Source organism: Acidithiobacillus sp. HP-11 (assembly GCF_015100075.1).
GTDB classification, from domain to species: domain Bacteria; phylum Pseudomonadota; class Gammaproteobacteria; order Acidithiobacillales; family Acidithiobacillaceae; genus Acidithiobacillus; species Acidithiobacillus thiooxidans.
The window spans coordinates 1-11,330 of sequence record NZ_JACKYY010000065.1 but is presented as its reverse complement, the minus strand read 5'-3'; the positions used below and the strand labels follow the sequence as shown (position 1 = coordinate 11,330).

The 11,330-nt window shown below is 55.0% G+C and carries 15 protein-coding genes; 4 read left to right on the top strand and 11 right to left on the bottom strand.

The window, feature by feature from the left end; genetic code table 11:
- Positions 1-303: 303 nt before the first annotated feature.
- A complete protein-coding gene (locus H7F08_RS14080) occupies positions 304-555 on the bottom strand; it encodes a type II toxin-antitoxin system Phd/YefM family antitoxin (RefSeq protein WP_193640875.1) in 252 nt (83 codons plus the stop codon).
- A 207-nt stretch (positions 556-762) separates the two neighbouring features.
- Here H7F08_RS14080 and H7F08_RS14075 point away from each other — a divergent pair, with 207 nt between their 5' ends.
- On the top strand, positions 763-1,035 hold the full coding sequence (locus tag H7F08_RS14075; protein WP_226826000.1) for a FitA-like ribbon-helix-helix domain-containing protein: 273 nt from the start codon (positions 763-765) through the stop codon (positions 1,033-1,035).
- Entirely contained in the window at positions 1,032-1,457 is a 426-nt protein-coding gene (locus H7F08_RS14070; RefSeq protein ID WP_193640874.1) for a type II toxin-antitoxin system VapC family toxin, read from the top strand. The genes H7F08_RS14075 and H7F08_RS14070 overlap by 4 nt, the downstream gene beginning before the upstream one ends.
- A 282-nt stretch (positions 1,458-1,739) precedes the next feature.
- Here the strand turns inward: H7F08_RS14070 and H7F08_RS14065 are convergent, their stop codons facing one another.
- The 6 genes from H7F08_RS14065 to H7F08_RS14040 all read right to left on the bottom strand — a co-directional run bounded on the left by H7F08_RS14065 (position 1,740) and on the right by H7F08_RS14040 (position 7,648).
- Complete coding sequence (locus tag H7F08_RS14065) at positions 1,740-3,299, bottom strand: glycosyltransferase family 4 protein (RefSeq protein WP_193640873.1); 1,560 nt, start codon at positions 3,297-3,299, stop codon at positions 1,740-1,742.
- A 43-nt stretch (positions 3,300-3,342) separates the two neighbouring features.
- Positions 3,343-5,343, bottom strand: a complete 2,001-nt coding sequence (locus tag H7F08_RS14060; protein ID WP_193640872.1) for an HAD-IIIC family phosphatase — start codon at positions 5,341-5,343, stop codon at positions 3,343-3,345.
- Positions 5,340-6,101 carry a class I SAM-dependent methyltransferase gene (locus H7F08_RS14055; RefSeq protein ID WP_193640871.1) on the bottom strand — a complete coding sequence of 254 codons (762 nt, stop codon included), beginning with the start codon at positions 6,099-6,101 and terminating at the stop codon, positions 5,340-5,342. Before H7F08_RS14055 ends, H7F08_RS14060 begins: the two co-directional genes overlap by 4 nt.
- Positions 6,102-6,103: 2 nt before the next feature.
- Positions 6,104-6,766 (bottom strand): ABC transporter ATP-binding protein, encoded by a 663-nt coding sequence (locus tag H7F08_RS14050; RefSeq protein WP_319803978.1) that lies wholly within the window; start codon positions 6,764-6,766, stop codon positions 6,104-6,106.
- A 66-nt stretch (positions 6,767-6,832) separates the two neighbouring features.
- Positions 6,833-7,351 carry a GNAT family N-acetyltransferase gene (locus H7F08_RS14045; RefSeq protein WP_193640870.1) on the bottom strand — a complete coding sequence of 173 codons (519 nt, stop codon included), beginning with the start codon at positions 7,349-7,351 and terminating at the stop codon, positions 6,833-6,835.
- Positions 7,352-7,648, bottom strand: a complete 297-nt coding sequence (locus H7F08_RS14040) for a DUF1778 domain-containing protein (RefSeq protein ID WP_010638488.1) — start codon at positions 7,646-7,648, stop codon at positions 7,352-7,354.
- Between H7F08_RS14040 and H7F08_RS14035 the strand changes: the two genes are divergently transcribed.
- Both H7F08_RS14035 and H7F08_RS14030 read left to right on the top strand, forming a co-directional pair.
- Positions 7,647-7,901: a hypothetical protein gene (locus H7F08_RS14035; RefSeq protein WP_193640869.1), complete on the top strand. Its 255-nt coding sequence runs from the start codon at positions 7,647-7,649 to the stop codon at positions 7,899-7,901. The genes H7F08_RS14040 and H7F08_RS14035 overlap by 2 nt on opposite strands.
- Positions 7,902-8,018: 117 nt before the next feature.
- Positions 8,019-8,168: a hypothetical protein gene (locus H7F08_RS14030; RefSeq protein WP_193640868.1), complete on the top strand. Its 150-nt coding sequence runs from the start codon at positions 8,019-8,021 to the stop codon at positions 8,166-8,168.
- Here the strand turns inward: H7F08_RS14030 and H7F08_RS14025 are convergent.
- The 4 genes from H7F08_RS14025 to H7F08_RS14010 all read right to left on the bottom strand — a co-directional run.
- A complete protein-coding gene (locus H7F08_RS14025) occupies positions 8,158-8,997 on the bottom strand; it encodes a class I SAM-dependent methyltransferase (protein WP_193640867.1) in 840 nt (279 codons plus the stop codon). The genes H7F08_RS14030 and H7F08_RS14025 overlap by 11 nt on opposite strands.
- The gene (locus H7F08_RS14020) at positions 8,997-9,923 is read right to left on the bottom strand and encodes a GDP-mannose 4,6-dehydratase (RefSeq protein ID WP_193640866.1); all 927 of its coding nucleotides are present in this window, start codon (positions 9,921-9,923) and stop codon (positions 8,997-8,999) included. Before H7F08_RS14020 ends, H7F08_RS14025 begins: the two co-directional genes overlap by 1 nt.
- 19 nt (positions 9,924-9,942) lie before the next feature.
- Positions 9,943-10,962: a GDP-mannose 4,6-dehydratase gene (gene gmd / locus H7F08_RS14015; protein ID WP_193640865.1), complete on the bottom strand. Its 1,020-nt coding sequence runs from the start codon at positions 10,960-10,962 to the stop codon at positions 9,943-9,945.
- Positions 10,963-11,134: 172 nt separating this feature from the next.
- The coding region (locus H7F08_RS14010; protein ID WP_193640053.1) for a transposase at positions 11,135-11,330 on the bottom strand (196 nt) is incomplete at its 5' end.

Below are 11,330 nucleotides of genomic sequence, written 5' to 3'. Positions count from 1 at the left end.
CTGTTGATCATCCGGGGTGAAATTTATCGATGGCATACCGGCTAACCTAACCCTGCCGGATGATCAACAGACCGCCGCCTGATCTATGTCAGAAAATGCTCATACACCAGATTTGACTATAGCTCCCAGCCGGCCGGACAATACAGCGCCATTGGCATCCAACCCGAGGATTTTATCCCCATAATTCGCCATCAAGCCCAAAAGCCATATTCTGAGATCAGCCGCTTTCGCTGTGGCGCCTTTGCTGTCTAAAAACACCCGGCGAGAGCATGGAAATAACATCCGTGTCGAGCAAAAAACCCATCACAACTCTACGGGGCGTGACGGCTGCGGGTTGCGCCCAATGGGCGAATCACCCGGAAAAGTTTTGAGGTAGTGCACAAGCCCAGGCGGTTTTGATTGCATTGACTGACGAATCGCTTCTGCAACATCCACGGAGACCAATGCGGCAACCGGTTTACCGTGTCGGGTAATGGTGACCACCTCGCCATTCATGGCTTCATTTACCATGCTGGAAAATTTGGCCTTGGCGTCTTTGAGATTGATCGTCAACATGATGAAGCCCTCTTGACATAAAAGTAGTCACCGGTGGTCACCATAGGTCAGCGATTCAAAAACTTCAAGCCAAGGCCTTGTCCAAGCGGCGGGCCACTTTCCGGCGTATAAGTGATACTCCTGCTACTTTTTAGGCGCGTCCCGGGCATCGCTGGCAGCTTGCGCCTTGATGTCATATCTATAAAATGGGTGCATTGATAGACTTTAATGGAGATATATCAAATGGCCAACGTGAACGTAAGAAATCTGCCCGATGAGGTGCATCGGGCTATCCGCATCCAAGCCGCCCATCATGGCCGCAGCACCGAGGCGGAAATCCGTGACATTCTGGAGCGGGCAGCCAAGCCGGAGGGGCGCGTGAAACTTGGCTCGTTTCTGGCCTCTATGGCTCACGAGGCGGGTGGTCTGACGGATGAAGAAGTCGCCCTCTTCGAGAACGCGCGCATCCAGTCCCCAGCCCGTGCAGCGCGCTTCGAATGATCCTGCTCGATACGAACGTGATTTCGGAAACACAGCGCCAGGAGCCTCAAGCGCGTGTCCTTGACTGGCTCGACGCGCAAGCGCTGGAAACGCTCTACCTGTCCGCGATCACGGTAGCCGAGCTGCGTGCGGGTGTCGCGCTGATGCCGGTCGGAAAGCGCCGGATCAGCCTGCATGAGAACCTGGAAAAACGCCTGCTGCCGATGTTCGCCAATCGGGTGCTGTCGTTCGATATGGCTTGCACGAAAGCCTATGCCGAGCTGCTGGCCAAGTCCCGCGCTGCCGGTTTAGCGGTCGAAACGGCCGATGCCTTCATTGCCGCCGTCGCCCTTGCCAACGGCTTTGCCGTCGCCACCCGTGACACCACCCCTTTTGAGGCTGCCGGGCTGAACGTCATCAATCCATGGGAGGCGGTACAATAAACCTGAAAACAATGGTGTATTTGGATGCCAGCTTTATTGCATCATTGTTCATAGCGGAAGATACAAGCGATGATATGGAACACTACCTACAACATCTTGGAGAAGATTTGTCCACGCCACTGTCCGGCGTATGGGTAATATTCCCGCTACTTATATTAGGCACGTCCTGGGTATCGCCCAAAGTTTTACCTTAACAAGGTGGCGCAGGTACGCGCCACACAACCATTCCCGAGAGATCGCCATTAGGCGCAACATCTCTAAGTGACGCTTTCGCCGTAGCCCTCACCGCACGATCCGCCAAAGCAGATCCTGCCATTGGGGCAGGATTTTTTCGGGGAGGTAGCGGGCACTTTGGGTGGCACCGGCGGTGCGCAAAGACTCCCGGGTTTCGGCGGCATCCGGGAGATAAATCATCTGCCGCAGCACCTGCACCAGGCTGCCGGTATCGTAAGGGTCAAAGTAGTGGGCGGCTTCGCCATACACTTCGCGATGCACCGGAATATCCGAAGCCGCTACCACGCCTCCGCAGCGCATGGCTTCCACCCCTGAAAAATCAAAACCTTCGCCCACGCTGGGGCACACCGTCACCACGGCCTGCCGGAATAACAAGCGCAGGGCTTCGGCAGGCACACTATGGAGCAAAAACAGACTGCCCTGCTCTATCCATGGCAAAAACCCCTCCAGCGCGGTCTGATAATCCCAGCCGATATGCCCGACAATTATCAGCTTCAGGTCCGGGTCCATCGTGCTGCGCAAGGCTTCCCAGGCTTCCAGCAGGCGACTGTGATTTTTTCGCGGCTCCACGGTAGAAACCATCAATACAAAACGGCTATCAGGCCCCAATGCCCGGGCATAAAAACGGGTTTTTTCTTCTTCGTTGCCAAATATCCGGGATAATTTATAGACCTTGTATTTTTCTTGTTTGCCTTTGATTTTTCCCTCAAATTCACCATGCAAATGGCGGCGGACAATACCGGGAATCCGCTCTGGCTCGGGTTCTGCCGGAAAATAATGGCTGGGCAACATGTTATGAATCGTGTGGGCCAAAGGCTCGGCTTCCGGAAACAGATTCAGCAAATCCCGGCGGGTTGCGTCCGATACACAGGCAAAATGCGCACCCGCCCGCACATTGGCAGCCATCGCCTGAAAATGGCTGGCCTGATGAAAAGCCCGGTCCGAAATCGTGTGGGGCATCAACACCGGAATGGCATCATGATAATGCACCAGCAGCGCCGTGCCCTTACTCACCCGCGCCGGGAAAGGCGTCTGAGCAATCAGCACATCCACCCCTTGAGTATTCAGACGCGGATAGCGGGACGCCAAAGAAAGCTGGGCGCGTTCAATACCCACCAAATGCATGCTGCGCCAAGGGTAAGCACAAACCCGATAATCCCCGCGCAGCACCGCCTCCCGATCAGCCGCAGGCAAACTACGCCCATATAATTCCTGCCAAACGTAGTCCCGAAAATAGCGGGTCTCAAAATGCCCCAGTGGAATTGCCCCCATCCCCATCCAGGCTTTCCCGCGCAGGCGCCAGCTTTGGATAAGATTTTCCAGCCATTCGGCGACATCCCCTTTCCAGTCCACAGCAGTGCGGCCTTTCAGGGCCACCACCACCCGCGCAAAACGATGCACCCGCTCGGCCTCACTGAGGGACTTATGCCCATAAACACCACCGCGCACGCTGCGTTTGGACATCTGCAGCAAGCCCGACAATTCCACATCGGGCAAACGAGCCAACACCCCGTAAAGCAGGCGGGTTTCCTGGGGAATCCCGTAAAAGCCATCCAGGGCGGGGCGCATTTCCATGAGAATGCGGAGGTTATTTGGTTTATGCTCCATAAAATTCAACTTCCTGTTTATGATAATAAAGTTGACCTTGTCATTACCGAATCCAGCTTGGCCATTCAGGCGCAACGCTTCCACGCCATAGATTCAGCTCCGCGTCCCAGACCAGACCCTGCTCAGGCCAGAAATCCCGGCAGGCATCATTGCGGCCAGTGGCAGTAAAATGACCGAGAAGTTCATCATGCCCACCGGCCTGTATCTGGCGCACTGCTTCGGCCAGGAGGGCAGTTTCAATGCCCAGGCCAAATACCCGGCAAGACAGTACCATCTGCATGATGGCGTTGTCCTGCAACAAAGCCAGGGCAATCAGCCCATGGGGTGCAAAACGGTCTTGCGCCGAAACGGCGAGCAAAACACCCCCCGCCGCCAGCCAGTTTTGCAGTTCTGCATCGCTCCAGCGCCGGCCAGTGGTATTGAACTGATTGGTTTTATTGAGTAGCTCCAGCGCACGTGCATAGCGGGGATGCGTACTACCGGTCATAGTCTCCACCTGCAGGGTGAGCTGCAAGGACTCCAGCCAGGCCGCCCTATCCATATTCTCAGCCGCTGCATCCCGCTGTTTTTTGGCCTGAACCAGTTCGGTGCGCCGGGCAGACTCTGCCGACACATGGGCGACCTGCGTTTCCACAGCATAGAGCAGCAGATGACGCCATTGCTCCGGGTCACCGCTGAGGGTGCGCATCTGCGGGTAAGCATGGATGACTTCGGCAATTTCCAGAGGATTATCATCAATAAACAGCACATGCTCGGGTAACAGGTTGGTTTCTGCCAAAATCTGCGCAATGGCCTGAGACTTGGGTTGCCAACTGATGTGTACCGCGCAAAAATCCTCCAGACGCATGCGGCTCCCCCAGACCTTGGCAAAATTTTCGCGGGTGCGGATATCATCGTTCTTGCTGCAAATAGCCAGCAAAATTCCGCGTGCCTTGCAGGCCAGCAGGGCCTCGGCATAACCCAGGGGCCAACCTTCGGTGACCTCCAGCGGGATAATCTCATCCAGCTCCGCCAACACGCCTTTCCAGAGGGTATTATCCAGATCGGTAATAATCAGTTTGACCTGCTGATCACCCAGTAAAATCTGCAAAGCGGCCTGTACTTTTTCCAGAATCCCCAGATGGATCAGATCCCCTTGCCGACTACTGCGCATGCCTCCATGGGTAAAATGGGAAACATAGCCATCATAGGCCGTGCTATCGCCGTAATGCAGGCGCAAATCGTTCAGTTCCAGATAAAAAGCACGGTGCTGCACCGCCAGAGCCTCTTCCAATGCGTCATTCAGGTGGCGAATCAATGCATACAAGCTATTCTGACGATTACGCCCCAGCAGTCCGTTGATCCGGGGCATGGGCTCCAGAAAACCCAGGAAAAACACAGGAAGCCCATCGGGTAAAGCCGCCAGTATGCGCTGCACCTGGGTTTGCAGTTGCTGACCAGCCCGTTCCCGCAAATCGGACCAATCCACATCAGGGCGCAGATGAAACAGATCCCCATCGCCGTTTTCCGCCACCATGCTCAGCAAAGAACGCAGGGTCAGTTGTACCAGCACTCCGTCAAAATCCTCCGCAGAAAACTGCGGTACCAAATCATGGGGGCCAGAATCCATCAGAAAATGCTTTACGGGCCAGTCCCGCGCCAATGCGGTCTGAAGCAAGCCCTCCAGAAGACAGGTACCCAACAGAGCCATTCGGGGCATATCCCCTGCAGCACCCACTCCCAGCCGGGGCAGGGGGGGCCGTTGCTCATGGTTTTCCCACTGTGTCAGCAGAGCGATTCGCATCTGTCGCTCTTGATACAAACGCGCCTCTTCCGAACCTTGAAGGACGCGGATCACCTGCCGACGCCCACCCGGCGTCTTAACCCGTGGCAGATAATGTTCCCGCCCCGAAGGGTCGCTTTCCCGCCCCAGATATTTCCGGTAAACCGCTGTCAAAAATCCCAGGTCATCCAGATTCGCCAGCGCTGCATCCTCTGCGGGATCAGCCCCCCCGCGCCAACGCTGCCACCATCCTTCCTTACTGGAGTTTTTGGCAGAGGTCATAGCCTAAGCCCCCGCCGTACATACATTTCCACACCCCAATGACCACCATGATCTTCCAGACGGGTATGGATTTCCTGAATCCCGGCTTCCTGAAAAGACTGGACCAGACGGTTCAGGTTGTAGGCATTCATCTGCATATGCGGTTCTTTCAGTGGTTTCCCTCGCAGGGCATTGACCAGCAAACGGCCACCCGGTATATGGTGGCTCAAGAAAGTGAACCACGGATGTCGAGGCATGACTTGTGCGTATTTGAAATGAAAAACCGCCATTCCGCCCGGTGCCAGATGGGTCAATAACTGCTGCAAGAGGCGTTGTCCGCGTGCTTCAGGAATATGCTGAAACACAATAAAAGAAAGCATAAAGTCAAACTGTGCGCCGGCAATTCCCGAAAGCTGCTCATCGGCCAATAGCCATTGCACATTATGCAGGTTGGCCAGTTGGGCAAGGCGCCGGGCCTCGCTGAGCATCGCCGGAGCCACATCCAGCCCCGTCACCTGCCCAAAGCGCCGCGCCAAAGGCAAGGACAGCCGCCCTACCCCGCAGCCAAAATCCAGCGCACTACCCGTCTGCCAGTTGGCACCAAAAAAGCGCGTGCATTGGTCCAACACCATATTGACGTAACGCTGACCGGAATCCAAAAAATGCGCAAGCTGCGCATCGGAAAGCTCGGGCTCCGCATAAGCCGATTCACTCAACACCCCAAAGTAAGGCCGTTCGCGCGCAATATGCTGCCAATCGGCATTACTGTCCGGAAGCATGCTCACATATTCGTATAGTAATGCACGGCTTCATTGATATCCTCAATGACCCGCAAACGCCCGTTTTCGAGAATAGCCGCATGATCACAATTACCCAGAATCAGATCAGAATGATGAGATACCAACACCATCGCCTTGGTGGCTCGCCGTTTCAGTTCATCCTCACAGCGGCGGTTGAAACGCGCATCGCCCACCGAAATGACTTCATCCACCAGATAACAGTCAAAATCCACCGCCATACTGATGGCGAAACTCAGGCGCGAATTCATACCTGAAGAATAGCTTTTCACCGGCTCATCCAGATAAATGCCGAGTTCGGCAAAATCTTCCACCTGAGCCACGGTTTCTTTCACATCGACCCCATAAACCCGGGCAATGAGACGGGCATTATCACGGCCCGTTAAACTTCCCTGAAAAGCACCCCCAAAAGCCAGGGGCCAGGAAACCGTCATACCGCGATGCACGGTTCCCGCATCGGCTCGCAAAGAACCGCTGATAATCTGAATGAGGGTGGATTTGCCCGCCCCGTTTGGACCCATAATACCCCAGCGTTCACCGGGGTGAATCTCCAAAGAAATATCATCCAGAATCAGGCGCATATCCCGACCATGGTGGATGGGGAAGGATTTGCTGATACCAGAAAGAATCAGGCTGTTTTCATTCACGGATAATTACTCATCATCATCTCCCTGAGATGACCAGAATCTGGTTGGCATTATAAGGGCAAGCCGCTATGCGAACAATTTCGCGATCTGCCCCATGGGCAGGAACAGACGCAACGGGGTTAGCTGGAAAGGCTGAAAATCAAAATGCCGGTAGAAGCTCTCGGCCCGCTGATCCTTGGCTTCCACAATCACCGCCATAGCCGCGATCTGTTGCGCAGATTGCAGGCTGCGGTGAAGGGCATCTACCAGCAGGAACTCACCCAGCCCCTGACCACTGACCGAGTGGTCCACCGCCAACCTGCCCAGTAACGTGACCGGCAATTGTCCATAGCGCGGCAACTGCTTCATCAGGTCCGGCGGAAGCTCAGCCACCGGGATGATGGATGACGACAGGGTGTAGAAGCCGAGCACTACAGGGCTGTCTGCCTCAGTAAATACAAAAGGTGCGGCGACGCGCTTCTCGGCGTCTTGCCGCGCCTGCTCGCGCAGATAAGCATTCAACCGGTCATTGCCGCAATCGAACGTCTTGCGCTCGTGCGTTTTTTTAAGCGGAGCGATGTTTTCAGAGACCAAAGAAAGCGTCAATCAAAGCCCCGTTTTTTGTCGGTAGCTCCGGACGGCCTTACGGATACGCATGCCCGGCTCGGACGGTGCCAGCAAGGCACTGACAAAAGTGATTTGCTCTTCGCGAGACAAGCGGATGACTTCGTGCTCTTGCACGATCCTGCTCGCCGCTTCCTGAGTACTCTCAATGACTAGTTCACTTAAAGTGCGCCCTGTCAACTTGGCAGCGCGCTGAAAAAAGTCTTTCTGGTCGCTGGAGACGCGCGCCTCCAGGCGCGCATTGCGCGACTTGTCGGATGTTTCAGGCGTGTTCAGCATGGGCGACTCCGTAGAATGGATTTATGTCTTAGTTTTTATTGTACGGCACTTGTCCGTACTCATCAAGGGAGGCGCTTTGACGCTATGCAGAGCGGCTTGTACTCTTCCAAACAGCGCACATCATGATCATTGGAAAATTATGGACCGCTTTCTGAGTATTCCCTGGATGGAGGCCTACGCCGCACATTGCAGCGCAGATGAAGCATTGGCAGCGGCACTGAAAGGCTTCAATGCCAGCATTGAATACGGCTGACTAGACAAAGACTACCCCAACATTTACCTGACGCTGGTCAATGGGTTACCACGAGACATTTCAGAAACCCTACCGAAAAAAACCCAACTGCGCGTGCATGCCAGCCAGGAAACCTGGATGCGCATTGACCAGAGAGAACTGAGCAGCAAAAAAGCCTTTCTGACCCAACAATACCAGTTTCGCGGCTCCATGCTGACCCTGCTCAAGTATATGGACCCCTTCAATGCCACTTTCCGGCGCATGGAGGATATTCCCGCTACTTTTTAGGCGCGTCCTGGGCATCGCTGGCAGCTTGTGCCTTGGGTTTTCTACGCTTGGGCTTCAGCTCACGGATAATTTCTGCGCGCAGACTGGCTTCATAACGCCTGGCGAGGTCTGCCAGCGTCAACCCATACTGCTGGTCAAAAGGTGCATCAAAGCTTTTCAGTTTTTTGGCTGTGGCTGCTTTTTGCGCGACCACGGCATAGTCGGGACTTACCCCGGCCAGCACCTGTATCAGTGATACGGGGGCATCCCCTTCGACAAGCTCCGGAGATTCCTGCAAACGCAATATTTTATTGCGCAAAAAGCCTGTGTATTCCGTCAGAAATGAGAGCAGCAAAGGCGGCAGGGGCCGCTGATGGGTGGGGTCCAGATAAAAGCTGGAAGAACCCACGACCAGATTCTCGGCATTGGGGGTTTCCAGTATCAGCAGGCCCGCTGGTTTAAGCACACGCAGAGCTTCCCGGACCATCTCCTGCAAGATCGGGAAAGGCACATGCTCGGCAATATGGAAACCGGAAACCACTATCTGACTGGCGTCAGGGAGCTTTCGCAAAGCTTCCAGCGCGTCGCCCTGCTCTACGGACAGACCCAGTTCCTTGCAGGCCGAGAGCATACCGGCATCCTGATCCACACCGTGGGCGGTAACACCTTCTTCGCCCAGCAGTTCCAGCCACTCCCCACGCCCACAGCCCAGATCCAGTACGGGGGTATCGGGGTAAAGGACTTTCAGTGGATACAAGAAAGGCAGATAGACTTTGACCCGCGATTTGATGAGGGCTCGGGAACCCCGGTGCCGGTCTTCAAAAGCGCGGTAAAAGTCGGGATCAGCCATCAAGTCTCCAGCATCCAGCGCAAAGTCTGTTCCATGGGGATGGGGGAGAATGGGCCGAGGTATTGTTGCATTCTGGCCGCAGAACCCAGCAGGCGGGGGACTTCGTTGGCGCGGACAAATGCCGGGTTCACCCGGATGTCCAGAGAGTGACCACTGAGTTGTTCGGTCAGGGCCATGATCTCGCGCAGGGAGTGGGCTTGCCCGGAGCAGACATTGAAGGTTTGCCCGACTACGCCTTCGGCATCCAGCAGGAGTTTCACATAGCGGTCCACCACATCGCGGACATCGGAAAAATCCCGGCTGACATCGAGATTGCCCAGTTCAATGAAAGGCGCACGGCGTTGGTAATGGCTGACAATTTTAGGAATGAGAAACTTGTCATCCTGCCCGACGCCGGTGTAGTTAAAAGGCCGAGTGATGACAATGGGCAGTTTATCCAACCAGGTATGGGCCATGTGCTCCATGGCTAACTTGCTACAGGCATAGTGATTGACCGGAGCCGGACATATGCTTTCGTCGATGACTTCCACAGCGGGGGTGCCATACACATTGGCGGAACTGGCGAGCAGAATACGTCGCGGCGGTGTTTTGAGGGTGCTCAAGGCTTCCAGCAGATGAAGGGTGCCGAAAAGGTTGACGCTATAAAAAGCCTGGGCATCCCCATGACCGACAAAGGCCAGCCCGGCGAGATGGGCTACATGGGTGGGCTGGACCTGGGCAACAGCGGCCTGTACGGAAGCGCCATCGGTCAGATCGGCACTGATTTCGTCTGCGTTCTGTGCGTCACCCTGTACCAGTCCGATGACCTGGGCGCCACGCGCACGCAGGGCCTTGGCCAGATACTGGCCGGTAAAACCGCGCAGGCCAGTGACCAAAATAATCTGGCCTGTAGCACTGCGCGTTGGCTTAGATTCAGGATGCGTCAATTGTGCCTCCGCAAGCTGTTCAGCCGTTCCTCTGCAAGTCAGCTTCGACCATCATGGCACAAAGCTGTTCCAGCGTCGTCGGGGTTTCCCAACCGAGTTCAGTCTTGGCCTTGGCGGGGTTACCAATCAGCAGTTCCACTTCAGCGGGACGGTAGAACTTGGGATTGACGGAGACAATCACTTTGCCGGTGGCCGCGTCTCTGCCGCATTCGGCTTCGCCCTGCCCCTGCCATTCCATGGTGATGCCTGCGGCTTTGGCAGCCATAGTCACAAAATCCCGGACGGATTCGGTACGACCCGTAGCCAGTACAAAGGTATCCGGGGTGTCAGCCTGCAACATGCGCCACATGCCTTCCACATAATCCTTGGCATAGCCCCAGTCGCGTTTGGCATCGAGATTGCCCAACTGAATTTGATCGAGTTTACCGAGTTTGATTTTGGCCATGCCGTCGGTGATTTTGCGGGTAACAAATTCCAGACCACGCAAGGGACTCTCGTGGTTGAACAGAATGCCGCTGCTGCCAAAGATGGCGTAGCTTTCGCGGTAGTTGATGGTCATCCAGTGCGCATAGAGTTTAGCCACCCCGTAAGGGCTGCGGGGATAGAAGTTTGTGCTTTCATCCTGGGGAATGGCCTGGACCTTGCCGAACATTTCGGAAGTGCTGGCCTGATAGAAGCGGATTTTGGGGTTGACGATGCGAATGGCTTCGAGCAGGTTCAAGGCCCCCAAGCCGGTAATCTGGCCGGTGGTGTTGGGCTGATCGAAGCTGACGCCGACGAAGCTTTGGGCAGCGAGGTTATAGACTTCAGTCGCGCCACTGCTTTCAATCAGGCGAATGGCGGAACCCAGATCGGTCAGGTCAAACTCAACCAGATGGAGATTGGGATGATCGGCGACACCGAGTTCTTCCAGACGCCAGAAACTTACAGAACTGGTGCGGCGGTAGGTGCCATAGACGGTGTAGCCCTTCTCCAGCAGGAGTTGGGTGAGGTAGGCGCCGTCTTGGCCGGTGATGCCGGTGATGATGGCAGAAGGCATTTGAAAATCCTCATGTTTGAAAAACTAATGAAACGCTAATTTAATCCCTGACAATGTTACTTGAACTACATGACGGAAGCTGATACTTGCTTTCGAAAATAATCGATGGTTTTTTCCAGACCTTCTTGTAATTTTACTTGTGGTTCCCATCCTAATATGGTTCCTCGCTGTTTTAAGTGGGTAGCTTGAGATCCAGCTTACCCAGTACGAGGTAAGCCATGTTAATAAAATTCTTGTGGGTGCGATAGCCCCGTGCCCTGGATTTGGCGGACTGGAGCAGACTGTTGAAACCTTCCAGAGTGCCGTTACTCAGATGGCTCTCGAACCAACGTAGAATGCCGTCCCAGTGGTTCTGCATGGTATAGGCG

Coding starts and splice junctions, on each gene's coding strand:
- H7F08_RS14080 (WP_193640875.1), bottom strand. CDS start 555: ATGTTGACGATCAATCTCAAAGACGCCAAGGCCAAATTTTCCAGCATG.
- H7F08_RS14075 (WP_226826000.1), top strand. CDS start 763: ATGGAGATATATCAAATGGCCAACGTGAACGTAAGAAATCTGCCCGAT.
- H7F08_RS14070 (WP_193640874.1), top strand. CDS start 1,032: ATGATCCTGCTCGATACGAACGTGATTTCGGAAACACAGCGCCAGGAG.
- H7F08_RS14065 (WP_193640873.1), bottom strand. CDS start 3,299: ATGGAGCATAAACCAAATAACCTCCGCATTCTCATGGAAATGCGCCCC.
- H7F08_RS14060 (WP_193640872.1), bottom strand. CDS start 5,343: ATGACCTCTGCCAAAAACTCCAGTAAGGAAGGATGGTGGCAGCGTTGG.
- H7F08_RS14055 (WP_193640871.1), bottom strand. CDS start 6,101: ATGCTTCCGGACAGTAATGCCGATTGGCAGCATATTGCGCGCGAACGG.
- H7F08_RS14035 (WP_193640869.1), top strand. CDS start 7,647: ATGGGCGACTCCGTAGAATGGATTTATGTCTTAGTTTTTATTGTACGG.
- H7F08_RS14040 (WP_010638488.1), bottom strand. CDS start 7,648: ATGCTGAACACGCCTGAAACATCCGACAAGTCGCGCAATGCGCGCCTG.
- H7F08_RS14030 (WP_193640868.1), top strand. CDS start 8,019: ATGCGCATTGACCAGAGAGAACTGAGCAGCAAAAAAGCCTTTCTGACC.
- H7F08_RS14025 (WP_193640867.1), bottom strand. CDS start 8,997: ATGGCTGATCCCGACTTTTACCGCGCTTTTGAAGACCGGCACCGGGGT.
- gmd (WP_193640865.1), bottom strand. CDS start 10,962: ATGCCTTCTGCCATCATCACCGGCATCACCGGCCAAGACGGCGCCTAC.